The sequence below is a fragment of the Streptomyces sp. CMB-StM0423 genome (assembly GCF_002847285.1).
Taxonomy (GTDB): Bacteria; Actinomycetota; Actinomycetes; order Streptomycetales; family Streptomycetaceae; genus Streptomyces.
On record NZ_CP025407.1, the window covers coordinates 5,111,337 to 5,127,180 of the forward strand.

The 15,844-nt window shown below is 72.2% G+C and carries 12 protein-coding genes, 1 tRNA gene and 2 pseudogenes; 8 read left to right on the plus strand and 7 right to left on the minus strand.

Going from position 1 to position 15,844, the window contains the following annotated elements; genetic code table 11:
- Window positions 1-143 precede the first annotated feature (143 nt).
- The gene (locus CXR04_RS22320; protein WP_101424082.1) at window positions 144-1,646 is read right to left on the minus strand and encodes a potassium/proton antiporter; all 1,503 of its coding nucleotides are present in this window, start codon (window positions 1,644-1,646) and stop codon (window positions 144-146) included.
- A gap of 157 nt (window positions 1,647-1,803) precedes the next feature.
- Here CXR04_RS22320 and CXR04_RS22325 point away from each other — a divergent pair, with 157 nt between their 5' ends.
- Window positions 1,804-4,509 (plus strand): penicillin acylase family protein, encoded by a 2,706-nt coding sequence (locus CXR04_RS22325; protein ID WP_101424083.1) that lies wholly within the window; start codon window positions 1,804-1,806, stop codon window positions 4,507-4,509.
- A gap of 383 nt (window positions 4,510-4,892) precedes the next feature.
- Here the strand turns inward: CXR04_RS22325 and CXR04_RS36100 are convergent.
- A pseudogene (locus CXR04_RS36100) lies at window positions 4,893-5,351 on the minus strand (5-formyltetrahydrofolate cyclo-ligase); the annotation flags it as partial.
- Between the two features lie 30 nt (window positions 5,352-5,381).
- Between CXR04_RS36100 and galU the strand changes: the two are divergent.
- The 7 genes from galU (at window position 5,382) to CXR04_RS22365 (ending at window position 11,055) form a co-directional block, all read left to right on the plus strand.
- Entirely contained in the window at window positions 5,382-6,290 is a 909-nt protein-coding gene (gene galU, locus CXR04_RS22335; RefSeq protein WP_234380412.1) for a UTP--glucose-1-phosphate uridylyltransferase GalU, read from the plus strand.
- Complete coding sequence (gene glp / locus CXR04_RS22340; protein ID WP_101424086.1) at window positions 6,287-7,774, plus strand: molybdotransferase-like divisome protein Glp; 1,488 nt, start codon at window positions 6,287-6,289, stop codon at window positions 7,772-7,774. The genes galU and glp overlap by 4 nt, the downstream gene beginning before the upstream one ends.
- A gap of 90 nt (window positions 7,775-7,864) precedes the next feature.
- The gene (gene moaC / locus CXR04_RS22345; protein WP_101424087.1) at window positions 7,865-8,356 is read left to right on the plus strand and encodes a cyclic pyranopterin monophosphate synthase MoaC; all 492 of its coding nucleotides are present in this window, start codon (window positions 7,865-7,867) and stop codon (window positions 8,354-8,356) included.
- Window positions 8,353-8,883, plus strand: coding sequence for a MogA/MoaB family molybdenum cofactor biosynthesis protein (locus CXR04_RS22350; RefSeq protein WP_101424088.1), 531 nt, complete (start codon window positions 8,353-8,355; stop codon window positions 8,881-8,883). The genes moaC and CXR04_RS22350 overlap by 4 nt, the downstream gene beginning before the upstream one ends.
- A 35-nt stretch (window positions 8,884-8,918) precedes the next feature.
- Window positions 8,919-9,497, plus strand: a complete 579-nt coding sequence (locus CXR04_RS22355; protein ID WP_101424089.1) for a GNAT family N-acetyltransferase — start codon at window positions 8,919-8,921, stop codon at window positions 9,495-9,497.
- 123 nt (window positions 9,498-9,620) lie between these two features.
- Window positions 9,621-10,907, plus strand: coding sequence for a divisome protein SepX/GlpR (sepX, locus tag CXR04_RS22360; RefSeq protein ID WP_324842569.1), 1,287 nt, complete (start codon window positions 9,621-9,623; stop codon window positions 10,905-10,907).
- Between the two features lie 74 nt (window positions 10,908-10,981).
- A tRNA-Ala gene (locus tag CXR04_RS22365) sits at window positions 10,982-11,055 on the plus strand.
- 231 nt (window positions 11,056-11,286) lie between these two features.
- On the opposite strand, the gene CXR04_RS36105 is transcribed toward CXR04_RS22365, so the two are convergent.
- From CXR04_RS36105 to CXR04_RS22390, 5 genes and pseudogenes are all read right to left on the minus strand, one after another.
- A complete protein-coding gene (locus CXR04_RS36105; RefSeq protein WP_234380413.1) occupies window positions 11,287-11,460 on the minus strand; it encodes a hypothetical protein in 174 nt (57 codons plus the stop codon).
- A 220-nt stretch (window positions 11,461-11,680) separates the two neighbouring features.
- Window positions 11,681-12,070 (minus strand): annotated as a pseudogene (locus CXR04_RS36935) (dihydrofolate reductase family protein); the annotation flags it as partial.
- The gene (locus CXR04_RS22380; RefSeq protein ID WP_101424091.1) at window positions 12,067-12,588 is read right to left on the minus strand and encodes a TetR family transcriptional regulator C-terminal domain-containing protein; all 522 of its coding nucleotides are present in this window, start codon (window positions 12,586-12,588) and stop codon (window positions 12,067-12,069) included. The pseudogene CXR04_RS36935 and the gene CXR04_RS22380, both read right to left, overlap by 4 nt.
- Before the next feature lie 227 nt (window positions 12,589-12,815).
- Window positions 12,816-14,402 (minus strand): alpha-amylase family glycosyl hydrolase, encoded by a 1,587-nt coding sequence (locus tag CXR04_RS22385; protein WP_101424092.1) that lies wholly within the window; start codon window positions 14,400-14,402, stop codon window positions 12,816-12,818.
- The gene (locus CXR04_RS22390; protein ID WP_101424093.1) at window positions 14,399-15,835 is read right to left on the minus strand and encodes a sulfatase family protein; all 1,437 of its coding nucleotides are present in this window, start codon (window positions 15,833-15,835) and stop codon (window positions 14,399-14,401) included. Before CXR04_RS22390 ends, CXR04_RS22385 begins: the two co-directional genes overlap by 4 nt.
- Window positions 15,836-15,844 lie beyond the last annotated feature (9 nt).

A 15,844-nucleotide genomic window follows, 5' to 3' on the forward strand; every position in this document is an offset into this window, starting at 1 on the left:
GGCTGAGACGGGCGCGACACGGCCCGGTCCTTCCTGCTGCCTGGTAGTGCCGCGCACCGAGGGCCGTCCGCTGTGCGCGCCGGTCAGGCGCGCCGGCCCTGCATCAGACAGAGACAACTGTTCGTACGAATTCCACCCCGACCCTACCGCCCCCGCCGCTCGTCCGCCGACAGCCACCGCGCCAGCTTGCCGCCCCGTCCGACGTCCCGCAGCCGCTGCTCCGTCGCGTCCCGCACCTCGTCCGTCGTGACCACCAGCAGCTCGTCCCCCCGCCGCAGGATGTCCGTCGGCGTCGGCACGAAGCTCGCCCCGTCCCGCACCACCAGCGTCACCGCCGCCCCCGGCGGCAGCCGCAGCTCGCCGACCTCCACCCCGTGCATCCGCGACCGCTCCGGCACCGACAGCGACAGCAGGTGCCCCCGCACCCGCTCCAGCGGCGCCGACTCGATGCCCAGGTCGTACGCCGCGTCGCCGTCCCCGAGCCGCAGCCACCGCGCCACCAGCGGCAGCGTCGGACCCTGCACCATCGTGTAGACGATGACGAGCACGAAGACGATGTTGAACACGCGTCCGGAGTCGGGCACGTCGTTCACCATCGGGATCGTCGCCAGCACGATCGGCACCGCGCCGCGCAGCCCTCCCCACGACATCAGTGCCTGTTCCCGCCAGGGGATGCGGAACGGCAACAGGCTCACGATCACCGACGCCGGCCGCGCCACCATCGTCAGCACCAGCCCGACGATCACCGCGGGCAGGATGTCGTCGCCCAGCTCGTGCGGCGTGACCAGCAGCCCGAGCAGCACGAACATCCCGATCTGCGCCAGCCAGCCCACCCCGTCGGCGAAGCCGCGGGTGGCCGACCAGTGCGGCAGCTTCGCGTTGCCCAGGACCATCGCCGCCAGATAGACCGCCAGGAAGCCGCTGCCGTGCGCCAGGGCGCCCACGGCGTACGCGACGATGGCGATGGCCATCACCGCGATCGGATAGAGGCCGGAGGCCGGCAGCGCCACGTGCCGCAGCGCCATGGAGCCCAGCCAGCCGATCGCCAGCCCCAGCGCTGCCCCGATGGCCAGCTCCAGCAGGATCTCGCCGAGGAGCAGGTACCAGGCATGGATGTGCCCGGAGGTGGAGAAGGCGACGACCAGGATGACCACGGGGGCGTCGTTGAACCCGGACTCGGCCTCCATCACGCCCGTGACCCGCTTCGGCAGCGGCACCCTGCGCAGCACGGAGAAGACCGCCGCGGCGTCCGTGGAGGAGACGACGGCGCCCATGATGAGCGCCTGCTTCCACTCCAGGCCGACCAGGTAGTGCGCGGCGGTCGCCGTCACGCCGACGCTGACCGCGACGCCCGCCGTGGACAGGACGGCGGCCGCGGGCAGGGCGGGTTTGATCTCACTCCACTTCGTGCCGAGGCCGCCCTCGGCGAGGATCAGCGCGAGGGCCGCGTAACCGAAGACCTGGGTGAGTTCGGCGTCGTCGAAGCCGTAGCCGAACAGGCCGTCCTCGCCGACGAGGACGCCGATGCCCATGTACAGCAGGAGGCTGGGCAGGCCGCTGCGGGACGCGAGCCGGACCGCCGCGACCGCGACCAGGAGCACCAGCGCGGCGACGAGCGCGAGCTTGTTGAGTTCCTCGACTGACAGCTTTCTCCCTCTCGTGTGATCCGCCTTGACGGAGAATTTACCCGGAGTGACCGTCCGCCTGCTGCTTCGGGGGACAGCGCAGGGGCCGTTCGGAGCCCCTTGACCGGGCGCCTAAGGTTGCTCCAGCAAGTGCTCCGCTGGCTCCAGAAGGACAGGCATGCCCGTCAACGAGAACGGCCGCACGGCAGGCAAGAGGCGCCGCCTCATCTACGTCGCGATCGGGCTCGCCACCCTGCTGGTGCTGGGCGTCGGCGCCGCCGCGTTCTGGACCGTCAGCACGGTGCGCGACTCCTTCCCGCAGACCACCGGATCGCTCAAACTGCCCGGTCTGGCCTCGCCGGTCACGGTCAAGCGCGACGCCCGCGGGGTGCCGACGCTGTACGGGGACACCGCCGAGGACCTCTTCCGCGCACAGGGCTTCGTGCACGCGCAGGACCGCTTCTGGGAGATGGACGTCCGCCGGCACATGACGTCGGGCCGGCTGTCGGAGATGTTCGGCAAGGACCAGGTCGAGACGGACGAGTTCCTGCGCACGCTGGGCTGGCGCCAGGTGGCGCAGAAGGAGTACGACGAGGAGCTCTCGGGGGAGACCAAGAAGTACCTGCGCGCCTACGCCGACGGGGTCAACGCCTACCTCGCGGACCACAGCGGCTCCAGCCTGTCCGTGGAGTACGCCGCCCTGGGGTTCGTCAACGACTACGAGCCGGAGAAGTGGACCCCCGTCGACTCCGTCGCCTGGCTGAAGGCGATGGCGTGGGACCTGCGGGCCAACGTCGAGGACGAGATAGATCGCTCGCTGCTGTCCCAGCGCTTCGACGAGGGCGAGATCGCGGACCTGTACCCGCCGTACCCGTACAAGCGCAACAAGCCCATCGTGGACGGAGACACCGCCACCACCGACGGCTACGAGCCGCGGAGCGCCGGCGGGGCGCAGGGGGTGGAGAACACGTACAGCACCGCCTCCGAGGGACTCAGCAGCCAGATGGGCTCGCTGGCGAAGACCATGGACGACATCCCCTCCCTCCTCGGCCCCAGCGGCAGCGGCATCGGCTCCAACTCCTGGGTCGTCTCCGGCGACCTGACCACCACGGAAAAGCCCCTCCTCGCCAACGACCCGCACCTGTCCGCGCAGCTCCCCTCCGTGTGGTACCAGATGGGGCTGCAGTGCACCCGCGTCAGCGACGACTGCCCGTACGAGGTCAGCGGCTTCTCCTTCTCCGGCATGCCGGGCGTGGTCATAGGTCACAACGCCGACATCTCCTGGGGGCTGACCAACCTCGGTGCCGACGTCGCCGACCTGTATCTGGAGAAGGTCGAGGACGACGGGTACCTGTACGACGGCAAGACGCGCGAGTTCGGCACCCGCGAGGAGCTGATCAAGGTCGCGGACGGCGAGGACAAGCGCATCACCGTACGCACCACGCGCAACGGACCCGTGATCTCCGACCGCAGCGACGAACTGGCCGAGGTGGGCAAGGAAGCCCCCGTCGGCAACTCCGCGCCCGACCGCGGCGACGGCTACGCCGTCTCGCTGCGCTGGACCGCCCTGGAGCCGTCCAGCACCATGGACGCCGTCTTCGGCATCAACAAGGCGGCGGACTTCGAGGAGTTCCGCGAAGCCGCCCGCGACTTCGCCGTGCCCTCGCAGAACCTCGTCTACGCCGACACCGACGGCAACATCGGCTACCAGGCGCCCGGCAAGATCCCGCAGCGCGGCAGCGGCGACGGCAGCCTGCCCGCGCCCGGCTGGGACCCGGCGTACTCCTGGGACGGCTACATCCCCTTCGACGCGCTGCCCTGGGAGCTGAACCCCGACCGCGGCTACATCGTCACCGCCAACCAGGCCGTCGTCGACGAGAACGACTACCCGTATCTTCTGACCACCGACCCCGGCTACGGCACCCGCAGCCACCGCATCTCCGGCCTCATCAAGGAGAAGATCAAGGACGGCGGGAAGATCTCCCCCGACGACATGCGCACCATGCAGCTCGACAACCACAGCGAGATCGCCGAACTCCTCACTCCGCTGCTGCTGGAGATCGAGATCGATGACCCGATGGTGCGCGAGGCCCAGGACCTGCTGAAGGACTGGGACTACAGCCAGGACACCGACTCCTCCGCAGCCGCGTACTTCAACGCCGTCTGGCGCAACATCCTCAAGCTCTCCTTCGGCGACAAGATGCCCAAGGAACTGCGCCCGGACGGCGAGTGCCTGCACGTGCCGCCCGCCAACCCGGCGGCGAACCCCGACGGGCCCGCCACCGTCCGCGAGTGCGGCGAGCGCGACGCGGACGCCGCCCAGCCGGACGGCGGCGACCGGTGGTACGAGGTCGTACGGAGCATCCTCAAGGACGAGGACAGCCGCTGGTGGAAGACCACCGGCAGCGACGGCGAGCCCCTCGACGAGAACCGCGACGAGCTGTTCGAGCACGCCATGAACGACGCCCGCTGGGAGCTGACCGCCGAGCTGGGCAAGGACATCGACACCTGGTCCTGGGGCCGGCTGCACCAACTGATGCTGCGCAACCAGACGCTGGGCACCGAGGGCCCCGGCGTCGTGCAGTGGCTGCTCAACCGCGGCCCCTGGAACCTCAGCGGCGGCGAGGCCGCCGTCAACGCCACCGGCTGGAACGCGGCGGGCGGATACGACGTGCAGTGGGTGCCCTCGATGCGGATGGTGGTCGACCTGGCGGACCTCGACGCCTCGGGCTGGGTCAACCTCTCCGGCGCCTCCGGGCACGCCTTCCACCCGAACTACACGGACCAGACGACGGCGTGGGCGAAGGGGGAGCTCTACGAGTGGGCGTTCTCCGACAAGGCGGTGCAGGAGGCCGCTGAGGACACGATGACGCTGTCGCCGTGAGGCGTACGGGGCCGGCGCCCCGGCGGCTACGGCGGCGGGAAGCGGTGCACCGCGGAGGGCGTCACGGCGGCGGTCACGGGGCGGTCGTGGGGCTCGGCCGGTACGTGGTCGAGGACTTCGCCGTCGTAGAGGAGCACGACGAGGGCGGGCCCGGCGGCGGACGGCGCGCCGGCGGGGGGCGCGCCGGTGTCCGCTCCCGTACGCGGGGGGCTCACGCCCGTACGCCGGGCGCCCGCGCGGCCCGTACCGTCCGGGACTCCGCCGCCGACACCGGCGTCATCACCGCCGCGGCCACCGCGGGCACTTCCGCCCCCTGCACCGCCGGCGCCCGCAGTTCCGCCGCCGACACCCCCGCCGTCACCATCCTCGCCGTCGACACCCACCGCCAGCCGCGCCAGCACCCGGTCGTACGACCCGCCGCCCCGCCCCAGCCGCAGCCCCCGGCCGTCGACGGCCAGCCCCGGCAGCAGCACCGCGTCCGCCGCCCGCACCGCCCCGGGACCCAGCCGCGGCCCGGCCGGCTCCAGCAGTCCGCGCCCGGCGGGCCGCAGCGCGTCGGGACCGCCGTACTCCGCCCAGTCCAGGTCGTCGTCCGCCAGCAGCACCGGCAGCAGCACCGCCGTCCCGCGCGCCCGCAGCGCCTCCAGCAGCTCGCGCGTGCCCGGTTCGCGCCCCACCGACACGTACGCCGCCACCGTCCGCGCCCCCGCCAGCTCCGGCAGCTCCAGCGCCCGCCGGGCCAGCCGCCGCGCCGCGGCCTCGGCCTCACCCCGCGGCACGGCGGCCCGCGCCGCGAGTAGGGTGCGGCGCAACGCCGCCTTTCTGGCCTGGTCGCTGCCCACTTGTCCGTACCTACCCTTATGGTGCTGAACATGGATTCTTCGCGTACTCGGATCACCAAGGCTGTCATCCCGGCCGCCGGCCTCGGTACCCGCTTCCTGCCGGCGACCAAGGCGACGCCGAAAGAGATGCTGCCCGTGGTCGACAAGCCCGCGATCCAGTACGTCGTCGAGGAGGCCGTCTCGGCCGGACTCACCGACGTCCTCATGATCACCGGGCGGAACAAGCGCCCGCTCGAAGACCACTTCGACCGCAACCACGAGCTGGAAGAGGCCCTGCGGAAGAAGGGCGACGACGGGCGCCTGGCGAAGGTCGCGGAGTCCAACGACCTGGCGAACATCCACTACGTCCGCCAGGGCGACCCCCGCGGCCTCGGCCACGCGGTGCTGTGCGCCGCCGAGCACGTCGGCGACCAGCCGTTCGCCGTCCTCCTCGGCGACGACCTGATCGACCCGCGCGACCCGCTGCTGGCCCGCATGGTGCGCGCCCAGGCCGACCACGGCGGCAGCGTCATCGCGCTGATGGAGGTCGACCCGGAGCAGATCCACCTCTACGGCTGCGCGGCCGTGGAGACCACCGCGGACAGTGACGTGGTGCGCGTCACCGACCTGATCGAGAAGCCGGCCGCCGCCGACGCGCCCAGCAACTACGCGGTCATCGGCCGCTATGTGCTCGACCCGGCGATCTTCGACGTGCTGCGCACGACAGAGCCCGGCCGGGGGAACGAGATCCAGCTCACCGACGCCCTGCAGCGGCTGGCGACGGACGAGGCGCTCGACAGCCCGGTGCACGGCGTGGTGTTCAAGGGCCGGCGGTACGACACGGGCGACCGCGGCGACTACCTGCGGGCGATCGTCCGCCTCGCGTGCGAGCGCGAGGACCTGGGCGCCGACCTGCGCGCGTGGCTGCGGAAGTACGTCGCGGAGGAGATGGCGGATTGAGCGAGGCCGTGAAGGGGGCGACGGACGCGGGGGAGCAGAAGCAGGAGACCGGAGTGCAGGAGACAGGCGGCGCCGTCCGGGAGACGGGTGACGCGGCCCGGGAGGACCGGCCGGGGCGCCGGTCCGCCGGGGTGTGGTCCGTCGACGAGCACATCGACGACATACTGCGGCAGATCCGCCCGTTGGAGCCGCTGGAGATGCAGTTGCTCGACGCCCAGGGCTGCGTCCTCGTAGAGGACGTCACCGCGGCCGTCGCCCTGCCGCCGTTCGACAACAGCTCCATGGACGGGTACGCGGTCCGCACCGTCGACGTCGAGGGCGCGAGCGACGAGTTCCCCGCCGTCCTGCGCGTCGTCGGCGACGTACCGGCGGGCGGCGGGGGCGAGTTGCCGCACGTCGGCGCCGGCGAGGCCGCCCGCATCATGACCGGCGCCCCGCTGCCGCCCGGCACCCAGGCCGTCGTCCCGGTGGAGTGGACCGACGGCGGCACGGGCCGCGGCCGGGTCGACGCCATGCGCCCGCACAGCGAGTCGCCCGCGGGCGCCGGCGGCGCCGTGCGGATCTACGAGCCCGCCGGGACCGGCCGGCACGTGCGCACCCGCGGCAGCGACGTCCTCGCCGGCGACCTGGTGCTGCGCGCCGGCACCGTGCTCGGCCCGGCGCAGATCGGGCTGCTCGCCGCCATCGGCCGCGGCACGGTGCGGGTCCGCCCGCGCCCGCGGGTCGTCGTGCTGTCCACCGGCAGCGAGTTGGTGCCCCCGGGCGAGCACCTCGCCCCAGGACGTATCCACGACTCCAACAGCTACGCGCTGACCGCCGCCGCCCGCGACGCGGGCGCCATCGCCTACCGCGTGGGCGCCGTCGCCGACGATGCCGAGACCCTGCGCGCCACCGTCGAGGACCAGCTCATCCGCGCGGACGCGCTGGTCACCAGCGGCGGCGTCAGCGTCGGGGCGTACGACGTGGTGAAGGAGGCGCTGGCCGAGCTGGACGGCGAGGCGGGCGGCGGAGTGGAGTTCCGGCGGCTGGCGATGCAGCCGGGCAAGCCGCAGGGCTTCGGCCGCATCGGCGCGGACCGCACCCCGCTGTTCGCGCTCCCGGGGAACCCGGTGAGCGCGTACATCTCCTTCGAGATGTTCGTCCGCCCTGTGATCCGCAGGCTGATGGGCGTGGAGCCGGTGCAGCGCCCGGTGGTACGGGCCCGGCTGGCCGGCACCGAGACGCTGACCTCGCCCGCGGGCCGCCGGCAGTTCCTCCGCGGCTGGTACGAGCACGAGCGGCCGGACGGCGGCCCGGACCCCGGCGGCACCGACCCCGGCGGCACCGACCCCGGTGGCCCGGGCCCCGGGGCGGTCACCCTCGTGGGCGGCTCCGGGTCGCACCTCGTCGCGGCGCTGGCCCGGGCGAACGCGCTCGTCGTCGTACCGGAGGAGACCACGGAGGTGACGCCGGGGGCGTCCGTGGACGTCGTACTCCTCGACTGAGCGGCGGGAGCCGGAAACGCGCGGAGCCGGACGGCGGGCCGTGGAGGTAACGTGGCTCCGCGCGAATTCACCCCGGGAGTTCCTGACGCCATGAGCCAGCCAAGCCGCCTGACCCACCTCGACGACACGGGCGCCGCCCGCATGGTCGACGTCTCCGCCAAGGACGTCACGGCACGGACCGCCCGCGCCTCCGGGCGCGTCCTCGTCTCGCCGCGCGTCGTCGAGCTGCTCCGCGGCACCGCGCCCGGCGAGGCGCTGCCCAAGGGCGACGCCCTGGCCACCGCCCGGCTCGCCGGCATCATGGGCGCCAAACGCACCCCGGAGCTGATCCCCCTCTGCCATCCGCTGGCCCTCTCCGGCGTCACCGTCGACCTCGCCGTCGCGGACGACGCCGTGGAGATCGCGGCGACCGTGCGCACCACGGACCGCACGGGCGTGGAGATGGAGGCGCTGACCGCGGTGTCGGTGGCGGCGCTCACGGTGGTCGACATGGTCAAGGCAGTCGACAAGGCGGCGGTCATCACGGATGTACGGGTCGAGACGAAGACCGGCGGCAAGTCCGGCGACTGGAGCCGGCCGTGAGGGCCCTGGCGGTCACGGTGTCCAACCGGGCAGCCGCGGGGGTGTACGCGGACACGGGCGGCCCGCTGCTCGTCGCGGGCCTGACGGAGATGGGCTTCACCGCGGACGGCCCGCTGGTGGTGCCGGACGGCGAGCCGGTGGAGGCGGCGCTGCGCGAGGCGGTCGCCGCCGGCTACCACGTGGTCCTGACCACCGGCGGCACGGGCGTCTCGCCGACCGACCGCACCCCGGAGATGACCGCCCGGGTGCTCGACCGCCAACTGCCGGGCGTCCCTGAGGCGATCAGGGCGTACGGGTACCCGAAGGTGCCCACCGCAGCGCTCTCCCGCGGGCTCGCCGGGGTCGCGGACCGTACGGTCATCGTGAACCTCCCGGGCTCGTCCGGGGGCGTACGCGACGGGCTCGCGGTGCTCGCGCGGCTGCTGCCGCACGCGGTCGACCAGGTGCACGGCGGCGACCACGCGCGCGCCGACGACGGCCCGCGCGCGGAGGACGGCCGCCCCAGACACCCCGGCGGTGCCCACTGAGCGCGTCCTGGCCCGCGGTGCTGGCGGAGGGACCCGTGACCCTCCGCCCCATCCGCGTGCGCGACCAGCGAGCCTGGCGGGAGATCAACCAGCGCAACCGCGACTGGCTGCGTACCTGGGAGGCCACCCTGCCGCCCCCGCCGCCCGGCACCCCGCACACCCGCCGCCCCACGTTCCGGCAGATGGTCCGGCATCTGCGCAGCGAGGCGAGCGCGGGAAGGATGCTCCCCTTCGTCATCGAATACGAGGGCACGCTGTGCGGGCAGTTGACCGTGGCGGGTATCACATGGGGCTCGATGCGCTCCGGGCACGTCGGTTACTGGATCGACCGGGAGTTCGCGGGCCGCGGTGTGATGCCGACGTCGGTGGCCCTCGTCGTGGACCACTGTTTCCGGACGGTGGGGCTGCACCGGATCGAGGTCTGCATCCGGCCCGAGAACATGCCGAGCCGCCGCGTGGTGGAAAAGCTGGGCTTTCGCGAAGAAGGCGTACGCCCGCGCTACCTGCACATCGACGGGGCCTGGCGCGACCACCTGGTGTTCGTGCTGACCGCGGAGGAAGTCCCGGAGGGGCTCGTCAACCGGTGGCGCGGGCTGCGCCACTCGGAGAAATGAAACAAAGATTCGATAGTGCGGGCGTGAAAAATCAGAAGAAAAGGTCGAGATATCAGCCAGATGGTGCGACACACCGAGCCAATTGGCCCATGCGCTGTCGCCGCGGCCTCTACCGTGTAAGGCGTGAGCAGCAGCGGCCTCATCTACGCAATGATCGTCGGGGCCTGGGCCGCCTACTTGGTGCCGATGTGGCTCCGTAGGCAGGACGAGCTGAACGAAGCCCGTCCGACGGAACGCTTCAGCACCGCCATCCGGCTGCTGACCGGACGGGGCGGGGCGGACCGTAGCCAGGACCGGGACGGCGCCGACTCCGGTGCGGACGCGGGCGCGGGCTTGGACCCGGGGCCCGTTTCCGGTTCCGGGGAGGGCGCCGGGGACGACGACGAGAGCCCGGATGCCGCACCCGCCGCAGGCGGCGTGGTGGACGTCCGGGCCGCTGCCGTGCCCGTGACCGACCCCCGCGCCGCCGCCCCGCGCCCGCGCCGTACCCGCAAGGAGACGCCGGCGGCGCCGGTGGCGCGCCAGGGCGTGACGGCGGGGGCGGACGAGGAACCGGAGGCGGCTCCGGCGGGGCGTACGGACGCACAGGCAGGCGCGATCACGGGCCCCCGCGCCCCGGAAGAGACCCCCTCCGCGCCGTCCGCCCGCAACCCGCAGTCCCCGTCCACTCCCGAGCGCCGGGCGCGCGCGCGGGTGCTGGCGCGCCGGAGGCGCACGCTGACGCTGCTGTTCGTGGCGCTGACGGTGGGCGCGGTGGCGGCCTCGGTGGGCGGCCCGCGCTTCCTGTGGGCGGTCGTGCTCCCGGTGGTGCTGCTCACGGCGTACGTGGTCCGCGTACGCACCCAGGAGCGCCGCCGCCGCACGTTCACCGCGGACCAGGCCCGCGGCGAGGCGGCGGCCCGCAGGCTGCGCGAGGAGCGCGCGGACCGCGAGGCGGCGCCGCGCCGGCCGCGCGAGAACGTGGCCGGCGGCGGTGACGGGGACACCCGGGACGCGGAGACCGGCACCGAGGACGACCCGTCCGCCACCGCCCCGTTCGACGCCCCGGCGGCGGCGTACGAGGCGGACCGCAGGGCGCTGGTGGAGCAGACCGACCACGCGGAGTGGGTCGACCAGCAGCGCGAGCGGGACCGCCCGGCGGATGCCGGCTGGGACCCCGTACCGGTGCCGCTGCCGACGTACGTCACGGCCCCGGTGGCCCCCCGCGCGACCCGGGGGCTGGACCTCGACGCCCCGGACACGTGGAGCTCGGCCCGCTCCAGCGCGGCGGAACCCCAGCAGCCGCACCCGGAGTCCCCGACGGCCGACCCCGCCCCCGAAGCGGCCCCCCCACCCCGCCGCCCCACCAACCGGACCCCGCTCTTCGACCAGTACGCGGACCCGCCCCGCCGCCGCGCGGCCAACGAGTAGCGCGCGCTTTCGCCTGCGACAGGAACCGATTTCCTGGCCAGGGACCGGGGATGCTAAGGTTTCTTCCGTTGTGAGGGCCTGTAGCGCAGTCCGGTAGCGCACCTCGTTCGCATCGAGGGGGTCTGGGGTTCAAATCCCCACAGGTCCACTTCAGGGCCGTTCACGAGTGACCTCGTAGGCGGTTCACGAGATCCCGTCCCATCGTCTCGATCGGGCGGGATTTTGCCGTTTCCGGGTTCGTCGGGAGGTCTGCGTGCCGGTGCTGCGGGGGTGTGGCGGGCGTGCATCGTGCGCTCGCCTGTGTCCGGGCATGGGGAAGCACGCCAATCGTGGTGATCGGCGTGCTTCGGCGATGTGGTGTCGTTTCGCGAGAGCTCGGTCAGGCGGTGTGCGGTGGCGGCGGGCGCCCCGTCGGCAAGACGTGCCTTACGTCGGAGGCGGTGCGTGGTGGCAGAGGGCCGCTCGCGTCGAAGTCGGCGGTGGTGAGTTCGTCCGGGCCGTCGCGTTCCAGAAGCCAGGTTTCCAGGACGGTCAGGTTGGCGATCGTGAGCATGACCGCGAGGAGAAGTGCCTGGGTGACCTGGCCGGGGGCCGGCCGGTGTTTGGGGTTGCCGATGTCGAGTTTCCCGCTCTTGAAGCGTCCGTTGGCGCCTTCGTTGTGGCTGCGGATTGGCCGACGTCGGCGGCCGAGTCCAGGCGAAGGAGACGTCCTTGGACAGCTCACCGAAGAGAGGGTGACCGGCGCCGATAAGGACCGGGGCGACGCTGATGATGAACCCGTCAACGCGTCCTGCACGGATGAAGCTCTGGATGAGGCGTCCACCGTCAGGGCAGACGTGCTTGATTCCGCGCTCGTCGAGGTCGGTGACGAGGCTGTTCACGTCGCGGTAGACGGTGATGCGCGGGTCGGCATTCTCGGGAAGAGTGGTACTCAGGACGCCGACGTGGCGCTCGCCGTAGTGCCATTTCTCCTCGCCGAAGCCGATGACCTTGTCGTAGGTGTCGCGGCCCATGATTACGGCGTCGACCGAGTCGAGGCACTCGAAGAAGCTTATGTCGCCAGCCCTCTCGCCGCGCGAGGTCAGCCATTCGATGTCGTCGTCAGGGCGGGCGATGTAGCCGTCGAGGCTGGTGCCGATGAACACGGTGGCGGTGAAGGTCACAGGATTCTCCTGAGCAGGTGGTCGACGTCGTCGTAGAGAAGGGCGGCGGGATCGCCGTCGCCGGTGAGGGCCCCCCGCAACAGGGAGCCATCAATGGTGATCTGGACGGCGCGCGCCAGCCGCGACCCGTCCGTGCCGGACGGGAGCTCGCCCTCCGTGACGGCGTCGGAACACAGCTCCTGCAGAGCCGCATCGACCGCGCGGGTGTTTTCGGCGGCATGAACTCGGAACTCGGGATCAGAGAGATCGAGTTGAAGCATGCCGAGGCGATTGGCCATCTCTTCAGGGGTGGACATGTGACCGGCGAACTCGTCGGCGGCGGCGTGCAGCGCCGCCAGGGGTGAGTCGTACGCGGCCCGAGCCCTCCGGTAGGGCGCGGCAGCATCCGCCGCGGCGTCCGCGGCGAACGCCAGCAGCAGGCCCCGCTTGGACCCGAAACGCTGCGAGAGCGTCGCCGGGGAGACTCCCGCTTCGGCACCGACGTGCGCCAGGATGTGCAGGAGGATCCGCCCATTCATGTGTAGTCGGCGTGCGCGGCCAGGGGGCCAGATCCGCGCACGCGGGCCACGTACAGGATGAAAGCGAGCGGGTGGCGTCGGCCCCGTGGTCCCGGTGAGGGTCGGGTACCTGGGTTAGGCCGGTAAGCACGCTGGGGAGGGCCTCGGGGCCGTCGGTGTGGCGTCCTGGGCACAGCCGGCCCAACCGTGCCTGCGTTGTTGTGCTGGCTGACCCGTTCCTCTGTTGGCTATTCGACCTCGAACACGCCGTAGCCGAAGCCCGCCGCCCCGATGTCCCCGCTGTCCGTGATGGTGACACCGGATGCCTCTAGTGCGCTACAGCGGACTTCCGCCGGGAGCGTGGCTGTGGCGGGCGTCCGGCCCGGGTTGACCACGACCACATATCGACTGCCGCGGACGTAGACCAGCGGATACCCGGCGCACAACACCTTCACTCCAGCGGAGGCGCCCAGTTCCGGGGTGGCCTTGCGCAGGGCGATCAGGCGCCGCACCAGGTGTATCAGGGATGTCTCGTCGGCCCGCTGGGCGGCCACGGTGGGACGGTCCGGGTCCGGGTCGAGGGGGAGGTACAGCCGGTCGGCGGGGCCTGTGGAAAAGCCGGCGTTCGTGCTGCTGTCCCACTGCATGGGGGTGCGTGAACCCGCCCGGTTGTAGCGCGGGCCCAAGACGCTGCCCTCGTGGTCGGGCAGTCCGGGGAGGTAGCGCATGCCGATCTCGTCGCCGTAGTGGATCGCCGGCAGGGTGGGCCAGGTGAGCTGGAACACGAACGCGGCCGGCAACTGCTCCGCCGTACGCGGGCCGCAGGCCAGCCGGGAGAAGTCGTGGTTGGACGAGGGCAGGACGGCGAAGCCGGCATCGCCTATCGTGTCGGTCGCCGCCCGCCAGGCGGTCAGGAAGGTCTGGGGGGTGCCGGCGCCCTCGGCGTCGAAATAGGGTCTGGCCGGGGCCCATTCCTCGCTGACCGTGCCGGCGTCGTTGTTCCACAGCGAGCGCAGGGGCAGGCCGTCGTCGTCTCCGCCGAACTGCAGGAAGAAGTCGCCGTGGAAGCCCGCCGGGACGGCGGTACCGGGGTCGCCCCACTCGGACAGCAGCACGGCCTGCGGGTGCGCGCCGTCCAGCCAGCCGCGCAGTTCGGTCCACAGCTTCGCGGTCTCGACGTGCCCGGGGTCGTCCTTGACCAGGGAGGCGGCCATGTCGACACGGAATCCGGCCAGGCCCAGGGCAAGCCAGTGGTCCATGATGTCGCGCAGCGCCTGCCGGTTGGCGCGCGGGCCCTCGGCGTCGACCGGCAGGCGCCACGGCTCGCCGGGGTCGGCGCGTGCGTAGCCGAAGTTGAGCGCTGGCTGGCTGGGGAAGAAGTTCGGTCTGTACCAGCCGGGGCGGCTGCCGGGTGAGGGCTGGTAGCCCGGCGGGCGCAGGTCCTCCGGGGCCCAGATGTAGCGGTGGTCGCCGGGGTCGCCGGCGGAGGCGGTGAACCAGGGGTGCTGGTCGGAGGTGTGGCCGGCGACCAGGTCGAGCAGCACCCGGATGCCGCGCCGGCCGGCGCTGTCGACGAGTGCGGCCAGGTCGCCGTTGGTGCCGTAGCGGGGTGCGACGGTGAGGAAGTCGGCCACGTCGTAGCCGGCGTCGTGGAACGGCGAGGTGAAGCACGGGTTGATCCAGATGGTGGTGATGCCCAGCCAGGCCAGGTGGTCCAGCTTCTGCTCGATGCCGGCGAAATCGCCGATGCCGTCGCCGTCGGAGTCGGCGAAGCTCTGGGGGTAGATCTGGTACAGGACGGCGTCGGCCAGCCAGGCCGGCGGGGACGAGGTCATGCGGCCGCTCCTTCGAGTAGGTGCCCGTCCGGGGTGTCGCCGACGTCGCGTTGCAGTGCCGCCAGCCGGTCGGTGAGGTCGCGTACGACATCGGCGCAGCGCGGATCGTCGTAGAGGTTGTGCAGCTCGTGGGGGTCCGTCGTGAGGTCGAAGAGTTCCCAGGCGGCGGGGCGCGGAAGGTCCTTGGCGCCGTCGGCGCCTGAGCCGTGGCCGGGGTAGCGGATCAGCTTGTGCGTCGCCGTGCGGATACCGTAACTGGCCTGCACGTTGTGGCAGTCGTCCAGATGCATGTAGTAGCGGTAGTAGACGGCGTCCCGACGGCGCTCGGGTTCCTCGCCCCGCAGCAGGGGCACCAGCGACTCGCCCTGCATCCGCGGGTGCCGGGCCACGCCGGCCAGGTCCAGCAGTGTGGGGGCGAAGTCGACGTTCGCCACCAGCTCCCGCCTGCGCGATCCCGGTGCCGTACGGCCCGGCCAGCGGACCACGAGCGGGATGCGTATGCCCTCTTCGTACATGAAGCGCTTGTCGAACCAGCCGTGTTCACCGAGGAAGAAGCCGTGGTCGGAGGTGTAGGCGACGGCGGTGGAGCCGTCGAGGCCGCTGACGTCGAGGTAGCGCAGCACGCGGCCGACGTTCTCGTCGAGGGCCGCGATGACCCGCAGGTAGTCCTTGATGTAGCGCTGGTAGCGCCACTCGCGCTCGTCGTGCGGTGACATACCCGGCGGCACCGGCACGCCCTTGAAGTCCTCGGTGGTGAGGTCCTCCATGCTCATCGCCGCCTCGCGGGCCGCGGGGGCGCGGCCGGCCAGGTCGTCGTGCAGCGTGGGGGGTGCGGGGACGTCCTCGTGCTCGTAGAGGTGAGCGTGGCGTTGTGCGGGCTCGAACGCCCGGTGGGGCGCCTTGTGCTGGATGAGGAGGCAGAACGGCTTGTCCGGGTCCCGCTTGTCCAGCCAGCTGAGGGCGAGGTCGGTGATGATGTCGGTGACGTAGCCGGGGTAGGTCCTGCGGCCCTCGGCGGTAAGGAACTCGGGGTCGTGGTAGACGCCGTGCTCGGGCAGGATCTCCCAGTAGTCGAAGCCCTGCGGGTCGTGGTCCGCGCCGTGGCCCAGGTGCCACTTGCCGACGATGGCCGTCTGGTAGCCGGCGTCCTGGAGCATCCTGGGGAACGACGGCTGGGCCGCGTCGAATCTGTGGGTGGGGCTCTCCAGCGAGGTCATGCCGTTGACGTGGCTGTAGGTGCCGGTCAGCAGGGTGGCTCGGGCCGGGGAGCAGATGGCGTTGGTGCAGTAGGCGTTCTCGAAGACGGTGCCCTCGGCGGCGAGGCGGTCGACCGCCGGGGTCCTGTTGATCACGCTGCCGTATGCGCTGATGGCAGCCGGCGCGTGGTCGTCGGTCATGAAGAGGATGATGTTCGGCCGCGGGGGCGCGGTCATGCTGGCGAA